The sequence below is a fragment of the Actinosynnema pretiosum genome, assembly GCF_002354875.1.
Lineage (GTDB): Bacteria > Actinomycetota > Actinomycetes > Mycobacteriales > Pseudonocardiaceae > Actinosynnema > Actinosynnema auranticum.
Genome location: NZ_CP023445.1, coordinates 297,601 through 313,283, shown reverse-complemented (window position 1 = coordinate 313,283; position 15,683 = coordinate 297,601). Strand labels below are relative to the sequence as shown.

Here is a 15,683-nt window from a genome sequence, read left to right as displayed (position 1 = left end):
GTGTTCCCGACCCGCCAGTGTGCACTGCCCGGCGACCGCCGCAGGGCTGCCCTGGTCGGGACAGGGTGACACAACTGTGCCTGAACTTCCCCCAGGACGAGCCGCTAAGCGGCGGGCCAGGTGCGGTCCCCGACCCCGGTCGGAGCACGTCCGACCAGCTCGGAGAGCCGTTCCAACCGCCTTCGGCCGGTCACCCGCAAAGCCGGTCCGCCCGACTTCGGGGTGAGCAGCGCGGCGGGCAGCCCGGCCGAGGCGAGGGCCGCGCGGAGCGGTTCGTGGGTGTCCGGCGCGTCCGGGTCGAGGCCGAGCAGGTAGCCCGGCTCGACCCAGCGGCCCGAGGTGAGCGCCCACAGCCGCAGCACGCCGCCGTGCGGGGTGAACCCGCTCGGGACGACCTTGGCCCCCGCGAGCAGCCAGTGCGCGGCGAGCGGGGCGAGGTCGGTCCGGAAAGGGGTCCTGACCTGCACCGGGGGCTGGGCTCCCGGCTCCTGCCCGGCCGCGGGCGGCTCGGGGTCGCCGACCGGTTCGGGCGCGCCGGACTCGGCCTGGACGCCGCGCTCGGCGAGGGCCGCGACGAGCGCGGGCCCGCGCCAGGGGTCGGCGAGGACGGCGGTGAGGCGGGCGGCCCGCCCCCTGGCGAAGCCGAGCACCCGGCCCGGCCCGCAGAGCAGGCCGGCCAGGTCGTCGACGCCCGGTCGCCGCGCCTCGGCCGAGTAGAAGGACAGCTGTTGCCCCACGACCCGGCAGCGTAGAACAGGCGTTCGACGCCGGCCAGTCTCCGACGCGGGCGGGGCGGTTCGCCGAACCGCCCCGATCTCACTCTTTCGTGTGAAATTCGACCCGTTGACGCCCGTGTGGGCGCCGGGTCACTTCCCCGCGATCGCGGACATCTGCTTGACGACGTCCACGCACTCGGGGGTCTTCTCCAGCACCTCGTTGAGCTCGGGCTTGCTCTTGCCGACCTCCTGCAGGGGCGCGACCAGCGTCTCGGCGGTGCTCCCCTCGGACAGCTCGTCCAGCTCGGCCTCGAAGGCAGGGCTGGTCGGGTCGAGCGCCTTGACCTTCTCCACCGCCGCCGCGGCCTCGTCGCCGGAGGTCTTGAGCAGGGTGATGAGCTGCTGGTGGAACTCCTCGCCGACCACGGCGGGCGCGCCGATCCCCTCCAGCTGCTTCGCGGCGTCGAGGCTCTCCTTCGCGCCGTCCTCCATGAACTCGACCAGCAGGTCCTTCTGCACGGCCTGCATGTCGGCCTCGCTCACGTCCTCCCCCGCCGACACGGCCTGCGAGAACATCTTCTGCATCAGCTCGACCGCGGCCTTGGCCCGGCCGCCGAGGGCGGTGCAGAAGGAGGCGGCCCAGCGCGCCTCGCGCTCGCCGTCGTCGACCTGCGCGGAGGCCGGGGCCGCGGACACGGCAGCGGAGCTGCTCGCGGGGGCGGCGGCGCCGTCGGCGCCCGTGCCGCAGGCGGCGAGCACGAGGGTCGCGGAGAGCAGCACAGACGTGACGGACAGGTGACGCTTCACTAGCTAGTACCCCCAGAAGAGTTAAAAAATCTTCCCGGAAGGTACATAGCGGGTCCGACAAAGATCGACTGAGTTATCGCAGCGTGCCCAAAGTACGTCCGTTCAGGGGAATTTGAAGCATGAGGCGGCTCGACAGCGGCGGCTCAGCCGCTCCCCGGCATCTGGCCGAGCTCGGACTCCATCTCCTGGCACGGCTTGGCCGCGGCGAAGGCGAGGGCCAGCTCCGGGTCCTTCTCGGCGTTCTCCAGGTGCTTCAGCAGCACGTCGGACCCGCCCTGGCCCTGGTCGAGCGCGCCCATCTGCTCCGCGAAGGCCGGGTCGGTGACGGCCAGCCCCCGCATCTTCCTCGCGGCGGCGCCGGACTCCGCGCCCGCGCCCTCCAGGAACTCGACCATCTCCGCGTGCAGCGCGGTGGAGCTCGCGGTGGGCGCGCCCAGCTCGTTCAGCTTCCCCAGCGAGCCGGACATCGCGGTCTCGGTGCCGCTGAGGTAGTCCAGCACCGCGCTCCGGTAGCCGTCGAGGTTGCCCTTCTCCATCTCGGAGCTGACGTCCTTGAGCATCACGAGGCTGCGGTCGACCATGCCGGTGAAGGTGGTGCAGAGCTCCCCCGCCCAGTCGACCGCCTTCGTGTTGTCACCGCCGCCCGCCTTGACGCTCGCCGAGGTCGGGGCGGCCGAGGCGGACCCTGGGGGCGCGGGCGCGGAGGACGAGGTCGCCGGGGCGCCGCTCGCGGGCGAGGCCGTGCCCTCGGTGCCGGACGAGCACGCGGAGAGCACGGCGGCCGAGGCCAGGGCTGCGCCGACCAGGGAAACGCGGAACTTCATGGAAAAGATACCCCCAAGCGAGTGAAAACCTCCCCTCGCGAAAAGGTACAGATCGTTTTCCACTTGGTCCAGAGACCATTCCACCGGCGAATTCGATCTTTTGAGGGGTGCGCGCCGGGACCGCGCTCAGCCGCCGATCTGCCGCTGGATCTCGACGCACTTCGGCGCCGTGGTCATGGCCTGCTCCAGCTCGGGGACGCCGGAGACCTTCTCACCGTGCGCGAGCAGGGCGCTCGCGCCGTCCAGGCCACCGGCCCCGGACACCGCCTGCTCGAAGTCGGGGTCGTTGGGGTCGAGCGCCGCGACCTGCTGCTTGGCCTGCCCGAGCTGGCCGTTGACCTGGTCGAGCATCTCGGCGACCTCGCCGTGCAGCTCCTCGGCCCCCGGCAGCGGGACGCCGACCTTCTCGAACTCGCCCTCGGCGGCCTTGAAATCGATCTCCAACTTGGAGATGAATTCCGTGAAAGCCGCCAGTTGCGCCTTGTTGCGCTCCACCACGTCGGTCACGTTCGGCAGCTGGACGTGCTTCTCCTGGTACGCCTTGAGGCCGAGCGCGTAACCGCCGACCAGTCCGCAGTAGGCCTCCGCCCACGCGGTGACCTTGTCGCCCGAGGGCGCGGCGGCGGCCGAGGACGACGCGGGCGCCGAGGTCCCGGAGGACGCGGGCCCCGAGGACGGGGACGCGGCCGGGTCGGCGGGACCGGACGAGCAGGCGGACAGCGCGACGGCGGCGACGAGCAGCGCGCCGACGGCGGAGTGGTGCTTCACGGTGCGTACCCCCGGACGAGTGAGGTGATCTCGCACAAGGTAGCGAGCCGCCCGACCACCGACCAGGCTCCGCCGACCGGCGCACCCGGTCGGGCGCGGCCTGCGACCCCGGTCTGCGTCCCCGGTCTGCGTCCCCGCCCCTCCGGGACCTCAGCCCTTCAGCACCGAGGCGTACTCGGTCAGCACCCGGTTCATGGCCTCGCAGTCCGAGGACGCGGTGAACGCGGGCTTGAACGCCGGGTCGGCGGCGAGCTTGTTCGCGAGCTTGACCGCGAGCCCCGGATTGGCCTCCTTGCCGCCCTCGACCTTGTTCAGCTTCGTCGCGAAGGCGGGGTCGGCGGGGTCGAGCGGGGCCATCCCGGTCATGGCCTTGCGCACGAACCCGGCGGTGCTGCGGAAGTACTCGACCGCCTCCTCGTGCAGCGCGGTGGTGGAGCCGCCGGGCGCGCCGAGGGCGTCGAGCTCTTCGCCCAGGTCCTCCAACTCGGGGGCGACCTGCTGGAAGTAGCCGATCATCGTGGACTTGAGCGCGGCGTAGTCCTTCGACGGCAGCTTGTCAGCCGCGACGAAGAACTCGCCGCTCAGCTCGAAGACGGGCGCGCTCCCCGCGCAGAAGGTGTCGGCCCACTCCTGGACCGAGCCCTTCCCGGAACCGCCCGACGAGCTCTTCGAGGTGGGCGCGGTCGAGGCGTCCGCCCCGGAACCGCCGGACTCCGGCACGGCCGCACCGGTGATCGCGCTGGAGCAGCCGACCAGCACGACCGCTGCGGAGAGTGACGCGCCGACCACGGCGAAGCGAACCCTCACAACCCCTGACCCCCCACGGCAAGACTTTCCTGACCTGGGGGAACCTACCGGTCAGCTCACGAGGTCGACGGCGGGGCGGAGGACTCGGCCGCGGGTGCGCCCGCGGTCGCGGAGGGTGACGGGCTGGCGGTGCGCAGCGCCTGGCACTTCGGGGCCTTGCGCGCGGCGGCGGCCAGCTCCGGCGTGGACTCGACCTCCTTCAGCGGCACGCTGAAGTCCGCGAGCTTGGCGAGCGCGTCCCTGGCGGGCGCGAGACCGCCGTACTGGTCGTTCGCGTCGGCCTGCTCCACGGCGGTCTTGGCGTCGGTGAACACCGTGGCCATCTCGGTGAAGGTGCCCGCCATCTTCTCCACGACCTGGTCACCACCCGCGACGGGCGACTCGCCGACGGCCCGCAGCTCGGTCGCGCTCCTGGTGAACGCCTCGCCGAACTGGCCCATGTAGACGGCCATCAGCTCCTTGCGCTTGCCGGGGTCGGTGACGTCCGCGCCCGGCGGGGTCTTCTGCACGGTGGCGAACGCCGAGGTCGCCGAGCACACCTTGTCCAGGTAGTCGGCGGCCAGCTGCTCCGGAGAGGCCGAGGTGGACGTGCTGCTCGTGGTCGGCGTCGGCTCGGAGTCCTGCCCGGTGCAGCCCGCGAGCAGGCACGCGGAGAGCGCCGAGGCGGCGACGGCGGTGACGAGACGGGCTCTCATGTCGGCCTCCTGGGTAGGCGGGTGGTCGGTGCTCGCCCCCCATTCCACCGAACGACCCCGAGGGGGAGCACCACGGGGTGGTGCTCCCCACTGCCGATCGGACCTTTCCGGGTGGCTCCGACTAGGCGGCGCCACCCGTGGCGCGAGCCTGGACGGGGTCGGTGACGGTCGCCTGCGCGGGCACGCTGGGCGAGCCCGACGGCGGGTCGGCGGGCTCGTCGCCGATGACCGTGCCGCGCCGCTTGGACACCACGACCGCCGCCACCACGACGCCGAAGGCGACCGCCGCGATGCCGTAGCGGATGGGGGCCGAGGCGTCCGCGCCGATCGAGAACGTCACGACGGCGGGCGCGATCAGCACCGAGACCAGGTTCATCACCTTGATCAGCGGGTTGATCGCGGGACCGGCGGTGTCCTTGAACGGGTCGCCGACGGTGTCGCCGATGACCGTGGCGGCGTGCGCGTCGGAGCCCTTGCCGCCGTGGTGGCCGTCCTCGACGAGCTTCTTGGCGTTGTCCCAGGCGCCACCGGAGTTGGCCAGGAACACCGCCATCAGCGTGCCGGTGGCGATCGCGCCCGCCAGGTAGCCCGCGAGCGGCCCGACGCCGAGGCCGAAGCCGACCGCGATGGGGGCCATCACCGCGAGCAGGCCGGGCGTGGCCAGCTCCCGCAGCGAGTCCCTGGTGCAGATGTCCACGACGCGGCCGTACTCGGGCTTGGTGGTGCCGTCCATGATGCCGGGGTTGTCGCGGAACTGGCGGCGCACCTCGAACACGATGGCGCCTGCCGCGCGGGTCACCGCGTTGACCGCGAGGCCCGAGAACATGAACACCACGGCCGCGCCGATCACCAGTCCGACCAGGACGTTCGGCGTGAACGCCACGAAGTCCTGCGCCTCGAACACGCCGCCGACCTCGACGAGCGCCTTCTCGATGGCGTCCTTGTAGGACCCGAACAGGGCAGCCGCGGCGAGCACCGCCGTGGCGATCGCGATGCCCTTGGTGATGGCCTTGGTGGTGTTGCCGACCGCGTCCAGCTCGGTGAGGACCTGCGCGCCCTCGCCGTCGACGTCGCCGGACATCTCGGCGATGCCCTGGGCGTTGTCGGAGACCGGGCCGAACGTGTCCATGGCGACGATGACGCCGACCGTGGTCAGCAGGCCGCAGCCGGCGAGCGCGACCGCGAACAGCGCCACGATCACCGAGCCGGACAGCAGGAACGCGCCGTACACGGCCGCGCCGATCACCAGCGCGGTGTACACGGCGGACTCGAAGCCGAGCGAGATGCCGGACAGGATCACGGTGGCCGCGCCGGTCAGCGAGGTGCGGCCGACCTCCTTGACGGGCTTGTGCTCGGTGCCGGTGTAGTAGCCCGTCAGCCACAGGATGACGCCCGCGAGCACGATGCCGATGAGGACGGCGGCGGCGGCGATCACGGCCGGGTTGCCCTCGGTGGCGGCGATCTCCGCGCTGACGCCGCCCAGCTCGGCGAACGTGCCGGGCAGGAACGCGAACGCGGCGACCGTGCACAGCACCGCCGAGATGACCGCCGAGATGTAGAACGAGCGGTTGATCGCCGACAGGCCGCTCTCACCCGGTCGGGCGCCGGTGATGTACACGCCGATGACCGCCGTGACCACGCCGATGGCGGGCACGATCAGCGGGAACAGCAGGCCCTGCGCGCCGAACGCCGCCGTGCCGAGGATCAGCGAGGCGACGAGGGTGACCGCGTAGGACTCGAACAGGTCGGCGGCCATGCCCGCGCAGTCGCCCACGTTGTCGCCGACGTTGTCGGCGATGGTGGCGGCGTTGCGCGGGTCGTCCTCCGGGATGTTCTGCTCGACCTTGCCGACCAGGTCGGCGCCGACGTCGGCGGCCTTGGTGAAGATGCCGCCGCCGACGCGCATGAACATGGCCAGCAGCGCGGCGCCGAACCCGAAGCCCTCCAGGACCCTCGGGGCCTGGCCCGCGTAGACCAGCACGACGACCGCCGCGCCGAACAGGCCGAGGCCGACGGTGAACATGCCGACCACGCCGCCGGTGCGGAACGCCACCCGCATGGCCTTCTCGCGCCCGCTCTGGCCCGCCTGGGCCGCCGCCGCCACGCGCACGTTCGCGCGCGTGGACAGCCACATGCCCAGGTAGCCGATGGTCGCCGAGAACGCGGCGCCCACGATGAAGAACAGCGACCTGCCGATCCGCTCGCCGGTGTCCTCGGCCGGGAGCAGGAACAGCAGGGCGAAGACCACGACGACGAAGATGCCGAGGGTCCGGAACTGCCGGTTGAGGTAGGCCGAAGCGCCTTCCTGGACCGCCTTGGCGATGTCCTGCATCTTGGCGGTGCCCTGGCCCGCGGCCAGCACCTCCTTGAGCAGGACAGCTCCGACTACGAGAGCGGCCAGGGCGACCACGGCGACCGCGGCGACGAGGCCGCGATCACCTCCGGAGAGCTCTATGCCCTCCGCGAGGAATTGCCGGGACATCCGTCCTCCTGGTTGAGTGATGAGCCCAACGAGGGTGCCTCGACGACCGCTTCGGCACGGGCCGCCTACACCCGGTCTGTCCCGACGCGACGTGATCCATCCCTCATTGGATGCGATAGCGGCGGAGTCTATTCACCTCCGGGCCGGGGGCGACAGTGCGTCTCAATCCGTGCACGCACCGTTATCAACGCAGGAAGCCGCCGTGATCGTGGACCGGTGTGCTTAGCTGCCGCCTGTGGCGAACCAGGGACGTCGACTGCTGGACCGGGTGCTCGCCGGGGTTCCGCTCGGCGAGGCCCCGCTGACGCACGCCGAGGAGCTGCCCGGACAGGACGCGCGGGAGGTCCCGTGGCCGTCCTGGGCGGCCCCCGAGGTGGTGTCCGCACTGGTGGAGCGGGGTGTGCCCGCGCCGTGGTCGCACCAGGCGCGGGCGGCGGAGCTGGCGTGGTCGGGGCGGGACGTGGTGGTGGCGACCGGCACCGCGTCGGGCAAGTCGCTGGCCTACCAGCTGCCGGTGCTGAGCGCGCTCGTGGCGGACGGGCGGGCAACTGCTCTGTACCTGTCGCCGACGAAGGCGCTGGGAGCGGACCAGATCCGCGCGGTGGAGGAGCTGGCGGTTCCGGGGGTGCGGGCGGCCTCGTTCGACGGGGACACCGCGATGGACGAGCGGGACTGGGTGCGGGCGCACGCGAACTGGGTGTTCAGCAACCCGGACATGCTGCACCGGGGCGTGCTGCCGAACCACGCGCGGTGGATCCGGTTCTTCCGCAAGCTCGCTTACGTGGTGGTGGACGAGTGCCACGCGTACCGGGGCGTGTTCGGCTCGCACGTGGCGCTGCTGCTGCGGCGGTTGCGGCGGGTGGCGCGGCGGTACGGGGCGGACCCGGTGTTCGTGCTGGCGTCGGCGACCGTGGCCGAGCCCGCGGCGTCGGCGGAGCGGCTGGTGGGGAAGCCGTGCGCGGCGGTGGTGGAGGACGGGTCGCCGCGCGCGGGGCGGGTGGTGGCGCTGTGGGAGCCGCCGCTGCTGTCCGAGCTGGAGGGTGAGAACGGCGCGCCGGTGCGGCGGTCGGCGGGCGCGGAGACGGCGCGCATCCTGGCGGACCTGGTGGTCGAGGGTGCGCGGTCGCTGGCGTTCGTGCGGTCGCGGGTCGGGGCGGAGCTGACCGCGATGGGCGCGCGGCGGGTGCTGGCCGAGGTGGACCCGGAGCTGCCGGGGCGGGTCGCCGCGTACCGGGGCGGGTACCTGCCGGAGGAGCGGCGGGCGCTGGAGAAGGCGCTGGCGAGCGGGGACCTGCTCGGGGTGGCGACGACGAACGCGCTGGAGCTGGGCGTGGACATCGCCGGGCTGGACGCGGTGGTGGTGGCCGGGTTCCCCGGCACGCTGGCGTCGTTCTGGCAGCAGGCGGGGCGCGCGGGCCGGTCGGGCGGGGACTCGCTGGTGGTGTTCGTGGCGCGGGACGACCCGCTGGACACGTACCTGGCGCACCACCCGGAGGCGGTGCTGCGGCGGCCGGTGGAGGCGACCGTGCTGGACCCGTCGAACCCGTACGTGCTGGCCCCGCACCTGGCGTGCGCGGCGGCGGAGCTGCCGCTGACCGAGGAGTGCCTGGCGGGGTTCGGGGAGGGCGCGCGCGAGGTGGTGGACGGGCTGGTCGCGGACCGGGTGCTGCGGCGGCGGCCCAACGGCGGCTGGTACTGGACGGCGCGGGAGCGCCCGCAGGGGCAGGTGGACATCCGGGGGTCGGGCGGCGAGCAGGTCGTGGTCGTGGAGGGCGACACCGGGCGGGTGCTCGGCACGGTCGACCCGGCGGCGGCGCACTGGACGGTGCACGAGGGCGCGGTGTACCTGCACCAGGGCGAGTCGTACGTGGTGGACTCGCTGGACCTGGAGGCCGGGATCGCGCTGGTGCGCGCGGAGCGCCCGGACTGGAGCACGACGGCGCGGGACACCAAGGACATCGTGGTGGTGCGGGTCGAGCAGGAGCGGCGGTTCGCCGGGGTGCGGGTGTGCCTGGGCGAGGTCGAGGTGACCTCGCAGGTGGTGTCGTACCTGCGGAAGCTGCCGTCCGGCCAGGTGGTCGACCAGGTGCCGCTGGACCTGCCGCCGCAGGTGCTGCGCACGCGGGCGGTCTGGTACACGGTGGACGAGTCGTTGCTGGGCAGCGCGCCGGGAGGCGCCGGTCTGGCTCCGGCGACCGTCCCCGGCGCGCTGCACGCCGCCGAGCACGCGGCGATCGGCCTGCTACCGCTCTTCGCGACCTGCGACCGGTGGGACATCGGCGGGGTGTCGACCGCGCTGCACCAGGACACCGGGGAGGCGACGGTGTTCGTGCACGACGGTCATCCGGGTGGAGCCGGATTCGCCGACCGCGGTTTCGCCGCGGTGGTCCCGTGGTTGGCCGCGGCGCGGGAGGCCATCTCCTCGTGCGCGTGCCCTGCGGGGTGCCCGTCCTGCGTGCAGTCGCCGAAGTGCGGCAACGGCAACGATCCGCTGGACAAGGCGGGTGGCGCGGCCGTGCTGGACGTCGTCCTCAGAGCGGTGGAAAACCCACCCCCCGACGCCCAGCCCGACCGGCTGGGTGGTTCTGGTGGAGCTGCTGGTGCTGGCGGTGCTGGTGCTGGTCTGGCAGGTGAGGCTGGTACCGCGCGTTGAACCGCTGACGCCATGGCACTGGCATCACGGGTGAAGCTGGCATCGCGGGTGGAACCGGTCATGCGGGTGGGTGTGCTTCCTGCGGGTAGTGCCGGTCTTGCGGGCGGTGCCGGTAGCGCCATGGCACTGGCGCAACCGTGGTGCGGTTCTCTCCTGCTTCACCGCCGCCGGGCTCCCCCGGCGACGGCGCAGCACCTCGGGGGTACCGGTCCCCTCGGTGCCACGTCAGTGGTGGCGCGTACCGCCTCCGGCGACCTGGCCCGTTTCTGGCCCCGGTCGCATGTCCCTGGCGCAGGCCTCGGTCGCATCAGGACTCGGTTCCCCACGGCAGCCGGGCCTCAGTTCCCGGCTGGCCGTCAGGCCCCAGTTCCCGGCAGCCGTCAAGCTCCAGCTCCCGGTTAGCCGTCAGGCCCCGGTCCCCATCGCCCCTCAGGACTCGAGGGCGACGAGCCCGTCGTGGCGCACGGCCAGGGCGGAGCCGATGGCGTCGAGCACGGTGCCGGGCTCGGGGAGCTGCCACCCGCACACCTGCGGCTTGACCCGCCAGTGCACGACCCCGTGTCGCGCGGGCGAGGGCGGGAGCGTGATGTGCTCGCCGCGCGCCCGGTGGACGACGCCGCGCGCGGCGAGGTCCTCCCGGACCACACCGCCGGACCGCACCAGGAACATCCACCGCCCGTCCGGCGTGGCCACGATCGGCGCGGGCGCGCCGGCGGTGCGCAGCGCGACGGCGGCCCGCTTGCCCAGCTCGGCGTTCACCTCGACGGCGTCCACGCCGTGCCCGGTGGCGAGCAGGATCGTGTAGGACCCGCCGGTCCACCAGGTGGCGACCTGCTCGGGCAGCGTGCCGATCCGCTCGCGCCAGTCGGCGTGCACCGGAACGGGCCCGCTCGCCTCGACCTGGTCGCGCCCGAGCCAGCCGTCACCCGAGGGGTAGGTACCGGGGAGCACCGGCCAGCCGTGCCACGCGAGGTTGACCGCCTCCGCGCGCAGCTCGATGCGGAACGCTCCGCGCCAGCTCTCCGACCACTCCATCTTGGGTTCGCCTCCTCGAAAACCGCGACTCTGCGTCGGGGCGGTGTGACGCGACACCGTCCGGTGCCGCCACTTGAACCAACGGCACGACCCACCCCCTCGGTAACCCGCGAGTCGACAACTGGTCGCTCGGGCACGGCGAGCGCCAAGACCGACTTCGCCGCGCTGAACGCCGCACACCCCCACCACCCCCGCGCAAACCCCCGAATCCTCAAACTGTGAACCCGCTCACCGTGGCGAGACGACCGCTCGTCGCGCCACGGGCCCGAGGAGCGACCACGAGAACGGTGCGACAGACGGCCGGCACGCCGAGTCCGCACCAAGGCGGACAAGGACACGATCGAGGCTCGACCACCGATTCCGGTCACGGTCAGGGCCCGGCTCGGGCGCGCCCGACGGGCGTGCCGAACAGGCTGGCGGGCCCGGACACCGAGACGGCCACCTCCCACTCGCGCACCGAACACCGCTCCAGCACCACCCCCATCTCCCGAACGACCCGCTCAGCCCACCCGCAGGCCGCGCCGTCCCCCTCCGCCAACCGCCCGGCTGCGGCAAGCGCAGCGAGATCAGCAGCCGCGACCACCCGATGCCGCACCACGACCGCCGCCCCGAACTGCACGCCGAGCACGGCCAACGACACCAGCACCACCACCAGCACCGCGCCCAGCACCGAGGCCGACCCCCGGTCTCCAAGTCGCATTCGCACCCACCCCTCAACGGATCGTTCGCGGACAAGAGGAAAACGCTTGCCCCACCTGGCGCCCACACCCACCGCGTGCCCGGCACTCCGGCACTCCGGCACTCCGGCACTCCGGCACTCCGGCACTCCGGCGGTGGCCGACCCTTTGGGCGGCCACCGCCGGAGAGCGCGTGGCGGTGAGCGCTAACCACCCGGCGGGGCGCCATCGGGAGGGATGCCGTCCGGCGGGTCGTGGTCACCCGGTGGCGCGTAGGAGCCCGGCGACCAGTCGGCCGCTCCCACGTCCGCGGCCTCCAGGACCGCGTAAGCGCGCGCCTTGACCCAGGACACCGCCACCTCCACGGTCACCGCGTCGGGTTCCCCGGTCACGGTCAGGGTCGCGTTCTCCGGGGCGATGCGCCCGACCGCTTTCCGCGCCTCGGACTCCGGGTCCCCCCTGGCGATGAGGCGGGCGGCTTCCCGCGCGGCGTCGGTGCAGCGCAGGTGGTCGACCACGGTCAGCACGCCCTCCGCGCAGCAGGCCAGCACCAGCAGCGCGGTGAGCATCGTCAGCGCCAGCTCGACGGTCACCGAGCCCCGGTCGTCCAGGGCCACCCGGTTCGGGCGGGTTCTCATGTCGCACCCGCCAGTGCTCGGTCCAGGATCGTCTTCAGGGCGTTCGCGGCCCAGCCCTGGGAGATCACCACGTACAGGACACCGGCGAAAGCCGCCGCGCACAGGGCGCAGAAGGCGTACTCCAGCGTGGCCACACCTCGGTCATCCAGCACTTCATCCTCCATCGTGGACGGTCAGCGGTTCAATCCGGAGGCGATGCCGATCAGGACCGGCGCCACCCCCAGGCACAGGAACGCGGGCAGGAAGCACAGGGACAGCGGGCCCGCCACCAGGACCGCCGCCCGCTGGGCCCTGCTCTCCGCGTCGTCAGCTGCGCCCGCGCGGAGCCGCGCCGCCAAGTCGGCCACCTGATCGGCCAGCGCCGCCCCCGAACGGGCGGTTCTCCTGGCCGACCTGGCGAGCGGCGCGGTGGCCGGGTGGTCCAGGGCCGGGTCCCAGGCCGTCGCCGGGTCCGCGCCCAGCGCGAGCAGGTCGCGGACCTGCCCCAAGCGCTCCGCCGCGCCCGGCGGGGTTCCCGGCAGGACGGCGTGCAGCGCGCTCGGCACCGGGAGGCCCGAGCGCAGCGCCGCCGCGAACAGGTCCCAGGTCTCGGCCAGCGCCAGCGGATCCGGTGGGGATCGCTTGGCACGCCGGGGTTGTGCGGTCGGCGGGACGGGTGGGCGCAGGCGGGCGCACGGGGAGCGCCTGCCCGGCAGGACCAGCACGGCCAGCGCCAGCAGCAGGAAGCTCATGCGGCGCTCCCCGTCAGACCGGCGCTCCAGCGCAGGCCCACCACCAGGAGCAGCACGCCCACCAGCAGGAGAGCTTGTCCCGGCAGGGTGTCGCGCAGGATCGACAGCGGGGACGTGCCGGACAGCTGCCCCAGCAGGACCCCCAGCACCGGCAGCGCGGCCAGCACCGCGGCGCTCGTCCTCGGACCGGCCATCCGGGCGTGGACGGTCCGGGTGAAGGCGGTCCTGCGCTCCAGGTCCGCGCGGGCGGTGTCGAGCACCTCGGCCAGCGGCACGCCGTGGTGGTCCGCGAGGCGCCACGCCCTGGCCAGGCGGGCGGCCGGGGTGCCCGCCAGCGCGGACACCACGTCGCCTCCCCTCGCCGTGGACGTCGCTATCGCGGTCAGCGCGGTCGCGGCGGGTTCCGCCGCGTCCTGGGCCGCCGCCAGCGCCGCGCCCGCCGGGTGGGCGCCGGTGCGCAGCTCGGTGGTGAACGAGCGCAGCCCCTCCGCCAGGGCGTCGGCCGCCAGCAGGTCGGCCCGGTGAGCGGCTCGGACGCGGTGCGCCTGCCACAGGACAGCGGCCAGCACCGCGCCCGACACCGCACCGGCCGGGCCCAGGAGCAGACCCAGCAGCGCACCCGCACCCACGACCAGCGGTGTGGTCAGGCGGAAGGCGAAGCGGGGTTTCCGCTTGCCGCGCAAGGATTCCAGGCGTCCTCGGGCGGTGGACGGCAGGAGCAGCACGGCCACCGCGAACAGCAGCAGGCTCATGTCGACACCCGCGAACGCCGGGCCGGAGCACCGCGCAGCACCGGAACACCACAGCGGACCGGCGGAGCGGAGCGGCGGACCGCGGAGCGCGGGACGGCCGCGGTGGCGCGGAAGCGGGGTGTGGTGGGCTCCTCCCCGGTCATCGGCCCGGCTCCAGCAGCGCGCGGTTCAGCCAGCCGGTGTCGTGGCGCCAGACCGGGACCACGCGGAGGTCGCCCGCCGCGCGCTCGAACACGCCGATCTCCACCAGGCGACGGCCCTCCGGGGTCCTGCGGACGTGCAGGATGGCCCGGAGCGCCGCCAGCACCTGGCTGTGCAGCGCCACCCGGTCGAGGCCGCCGAGCGCGGCCAGCGCTTCCAGGCGGGCCGGGACCTCGGCCGGGGAGTTCGCGTGCAGGGTGCCCGCGCCGCCCTCGTGGCCGGTGTTCAGCGCGCTGAGCAGGTCGCAGACCTCGGCCCCGCGCACCTCGCCGACCACGATGCGGTCCGGGCGCATCCGCAGCGCCTGGCGGACCAGGTCCCGGACGGTCACCTCGCCCGCGCCCTCCACGTTCGCCGCCCGCGCCACCAGGCGGACCACCTGCGGGTGGTCGGGTTCCAGCTCGCCCGCGTCCTCCACGCACACCACCCGCTGGTCGTGCGGGACGCAGCCGAGCAGCGCGGCCAGCAGGGTGGTCTTCCCGAAACCCCGGCGGAGACACCCGAAAAGACGGCCCCGCCGCGTGCAGCGAACACGACGACGGGGCCTAGGCCAAGACGCTGGAGGTCCCGGCCATGTGTCGATCTTGCCATAAGCCCAGTTCAACGGTCCCCCGCGACCGGCGCGCGCACCTCGTGTACGTCGAGCCGTCCGGCTGGACGTCCCGCCCGGATTGCGTGGAGGACCGGGCCGCCGCCGAACGCCTGCGCGACGCCACGAGCCTGCTCGGCGGTCGCAGCGCCGCCGCACGCCGCACCTGGCACATCACCGACTGCGACGACGAGAACTGTGGGGCAAGCCGATGAGCTGGGCAGAGGAGCGCCGCGCCGACCGGGCCGCCGCCGCAGAGGAGCGCCGCGCCGACGAGGCGCTGAGGTTCGAGCAGGACCGCGCCGCGAAGGACGCCGCCGCCGAACGTCGCCGCGCCGCGAAGGAAGCGGCCCGTGCCCGCCGTACCGCGCTGGTCACGGCCGTGACCGGCTGGCTGCGTGCCCACACGCTCGATCTGCTGTTCGTGCCGGTCATCGTCGTCCCGGCGGTGCTGGCCTGGACCGCGATGGCCGACTACGGCCGGGAGGTGTTCGGGCCGGTCGGGGTGCTGCTGCCGCTGTTCTCCGAAGGTGCGATGTGGACGTTCGCGTTCGCCGTGCCGATGGCGCAGCGCGCGGGCCGGCCCACGGGGTGGCTGCACCTGGGCACGTGGGCGTTCGCCGGCGTCGCCGCCGTCATGAACTACGTGCACGGGACGACCGTCGCGCACGGCGTGGTGATGGCGCTGGTGTCGGTCGGCGGTGTGGTGGTGCACCAGCTCGTCACCGCGTCCCCGGTCGGCAAGCGCCGTACCCGCGCCGAGCGTGACGCCGCCCGCCTGGAGCGCCGGGCCGCGCGTCGGATGCTGGCGGTGCGCCGCGCCGCCCTGCGCCAGGCCGTCGCGGAGCTGGCCGCCGACGGCACCGCGACCCTCGTGCACCGGCCCGGAGTGGTGGCGCTGCGTCGCGGCGTCGGCCGTGCCCGGCTGGTTCCCGCGACCGTTCCCGGGCTTCCCGTCGCGCCGGTCGGAGACGTGCTCGGCGACGACCTGGCGGCGGAGGTCGCCGCGTTCCTGGCCGCCGTTCCCGACGGCGGTGGGAGCGCCGGGAACCGGCCGGGAAAAGCGGAAACGCTCCCGGACGCCGTCCCAGCGGAGGTGGCGGGAAAGGTCGCCGAGCATCTTTCCCGCGTCCGTGCCGCCATCGCCGGCGGGCAGCTCCCGACCGCCCCCAGTCAGGCCGCCGTGCGGCGGTTCCTGCGGTGCCGCGCCGAACACGCCGCGCTCGTGCACCGCGCCCTGACCGGTCGTGGTGACGACGACATGCGCCCGGCGGTGACGGCATGACCCGACCGAACCGAAAGGAGCAG

The 15,683-nt window shown here is 73.7% G+C and carries 15 protein-coding genes and 1 pseudogene; 2 read left to right on the top strand and 14 right to left on the bottom strand.

From position 1 onward, the window contains the following. Window positions 1–104: 104 nt before the first annotated feature. From CNX65_RS01495 to CNX65_RS01465, 7 genes are all read right to left on the bottom strand, one after another. On the bottom strand, window positions 105–737 hold the full coding sequence (locus tag CNX65_RS01495) for a hypothetical protein (RefSeq protein WP_096491160.1): 633 nt from the start codon (window positions 735–737) through the stop codon (window positions 105–107). Between the two features lie 129 nt (window positions 738–866). Then, window positions 867–1,523, bottom strand: a complete 657-nt coding sequence (locus CNX65_RS01490; protein WP_157767462.1) for a hypothetical protein — start codon at window positions 1,521–1,523, stop codon at window positions 867–869. A 143-nt stretch (window positions 1,524–1,666) separates the two neighbouring features. After that, window positions 1,667–2,347 carry a hypothetical protein gene (locus tag CNX65_RS01485; protein ID WP_096491158.1) on the bottom strand — a complete coding sequence of 227 codons (681 nt, stop codon included), beginning with the start codon at window positions 2,345–2,347 and terminating at the stop codon, window positions 1,667–1,669. A gap of 126 nt (window positions 2,348–2,473) precedes the next feature. Next, window positions 2,474–3,115: a hypothetical protein gene (locus tag CNX65_RS01480; protein ID WP_096491157.1), complete on the bottom strand. Its 642-nt coding sequence runs from the start codon at window positions 3,113–3,115 to the stop codon at window positions 2,474–2,476. A gap of 150 nt (window positions 3,116–3,265) precedes the next feature. After that, the gene (locus CNX65_RS01475; protein WP_096491156.1) at window positions 3,266–3,922 is read right to left on the bottom strand and encodes a hypothetical protein; all 657 of its coding nucleotides are present in this window, start codon (window positions 3,920–3,922) and stop codon (window positions 3,266–3,268) included. Window positions 3,923–3,978: 56 nt separating this feature from the next. Further along, complete coding sequence (locus tag CNX65_RS01470; RefSeq protein WP_096491155.1) at window positions 3,979–4,617, bottom strand: hypothetical protein; 639 nt, start codon at window positions 4,615–4,617, stop codon at window positions 3,979–3,981. Between the two features lie 121 nt (window positions 4,618–4,738). Then, entirely contained in the window at window positions 4,739–7,099 is a 2,361-nt protein-coding gene (locus CNX65_RS01465) for a sodium-translocating pyrophosphatase (protein WP_096491154.1), read from the bottom strand. 235 nt (window positions 7,100–7,334) lie between these two features. Here CNX65_RS01465 and CNX65_RS01460 point away from each other — a divergent pair, with 235 nt between their 5' ends. Continuing rightward, on the top strand, window positions 7,335–9,752 hold the full coding sequence (locus CNX65_RS01460) for a DEAD/DEAH box helicase (protein ID WP_096491153.1): 2,418 nt from the start codon (window positions 7,335–7,337) through the stop codon (window positions 9,750–9,752). A 429-nt stretch (window positions 9,753–10,181) separates the two neighbouring features. Here CNX65_RS01460 and CNX65_RS01455 read toward each other — a convergent pair whose 3' ends face one another. The 7 genes and pseudogenes from CNX65_RS01455 to CNX65_RS01425 form a co-directional block, all read right to left on the bottom strand. Next, entirely contained in the window at window positions 10,182–10,787 is a 606-nt protein-coding gene (locus CNX65_RS01455) for a bifunctional DNA primase/polymerase (protein WP_096491152.1), read from the bottom strand. 370 nt (window positions 10,788–11,157) lie between these two features. Continuing rightward, window positions 11,158–11,487, bottom strand: a complete 330-nt coding sequence (locus CNX65_RS01450) for an Rv3654c family TadE-like protein (RefSeq protein ID WP_096491151.1) — start codon at window positions 11,485–11,487, stop codon at window positions 11,158–11,160. Window positions 11,488–11,670: 183 nt separating this feature from the next. Beyond that, entirely contained in the window at window positions 11,671–12,102 is a 432-nt protein-coding gene (locus CNX65_RS01445; protein WP_157767460.1) for a TadE family type IV pilus minor pilin, read from the bottom strand. Then, window positions 12,099–12,254 carry a DUF4244 domain-containing protein gene (locus tag CNX65_RS01440; protein WP_012782911.1) on the bottom strand — a complete coding sequence of 52 codons (156 nt, stop codon included), beginning with the start codon at window positions 12,252–12,254 and terminating at the stop codon, window positions 12,099–12,101. The genes CNX65_RS01445 and CNX65_RS01440 overlap by 4 nt, the downstream gene beginning before the upstream one ends. Before the next feature lie 21 nt (window positions 12,255–12,275). Further along, window positions 12,276–12,833 (bottom strand): type II secretion system F family protein, encoded by a 558-nt coding sequence (locus CNX65_RS01435; protein ID WP_096491149.1) that lies wholly within the window; start codon window positions 12,831–12,833, stop codon window positions 12,276–12,278. After that, window positions 12,830–13,585 carry a type II secretion system F family protein gene (locus CNX65_RS01430; protein ID WP_096491148.1) on the bottom strand — a complete coding sequence of 252 codons (756 nt, stop codon included), beginning with the start codon at window positions 13,583–13,585 and terminating at the stop codon, window positions 12,830–12,832. The genes CNX65_RS01435 and CNX65_RS01430 overlap by 4 nt, the downstream gene beginning before the upstream one ends. Before the next feature lie 139 nt (window positions 13,586–13,724). Continuing rightward, window positions 13,725–14,273: pseudogene (locus tag CNX65_RS01425) on the bottom strand (ATPase, T2SS/T4P/T4SS family); the annotation flags it as partial. A 313-nt stretch (window positions 14,274–14,586) separates the two neighbouring features. Here CNX65_RS01425 and CNX65_RS01420 point away from each other — a divergent pair. Further along, on the top strand, window positions 14,587–15,660 hold the full coding sequence (locus CNX65_RS01420; protein ID WP_096491147.1) for a DUF2637 domain-containing protein: 1,074 nt from the start codon (window positions 14,587–14,589) through the stop codon (window positions 15,658–15,660). The last annotated feature ends 23 nt before the right edge of the window (window positions 15,661–15,683 follow it).

Bases quoted from the DNA above. Each gene is read 5' to 3' on its own strand.
- CNX65_RS01420 (WP_096491147.1), top strand. From the start codon at position 14,587: ATGAGCTGGGCAGAGGAGCGCCGCGCCGACCGGGCCGCCGCCGCAGAG.
- CNX65_RS01435 (WP_096491149.1), bottom strand. From the start codon at position 12,833: ATGAGCTTCCTGCTGCTGGCGCTGGCCGTGCTGGTCCTGCCGGGCAGG.
- CNX65_RS01430 (WP_096491148.1), bottom strand. From the start codon at position 13,585: ATGAGCCTGCTGCTGTTCGCGGTGGCCGTGCTGCTCCTGCCGTCCACC.
- CNX65_RS01465 (WP_096491154.1), bottom strand. From the start codon at position 7,099: ATGTCCCGGCAATTCCTCGCGGAGGGCATAGAGCTCTCCGGAGGTGAT.
- CNX65_RS01470 (WP_096491155.1), bottom strand. From the start codon at position 4,617: ATGAGAGCCCGTCTCGTCACCGCCGTCGCCGCCTCGGCGCTCTCCGCG.
- CNX65_RS01445 (WP_157767460.1), bottom strand. From the start codon at position 12,102: ATGAGAACCCGCCCGAACCGGGTGGCCCTGGACGACCGGGGCTCGGTG.
- CNX65_RS01485 (WP_096491158.1), bottom strand. From the start codon at position 2,347: ATGAAGTTCCGCGTTTCCCTGGTCGGCGCAGCCCTGGCCTCGGCCGCC.
- CNX65_RS01450 (WP_096491151.1), bottom strand. From the start codon at position 11,487: ATGCGACTTGGAGACCGGGGGTCGGCCTCGGTGCTGGGCGCGGTGCTG.
- CNX65_RS01455 (WP_096491152.1), bottom strand. From the start codon at position 10,787: ATGGAGTGGTCGGAGAGCTGGCGCGGAGCGTTCCGCATCGAGCTGCGC.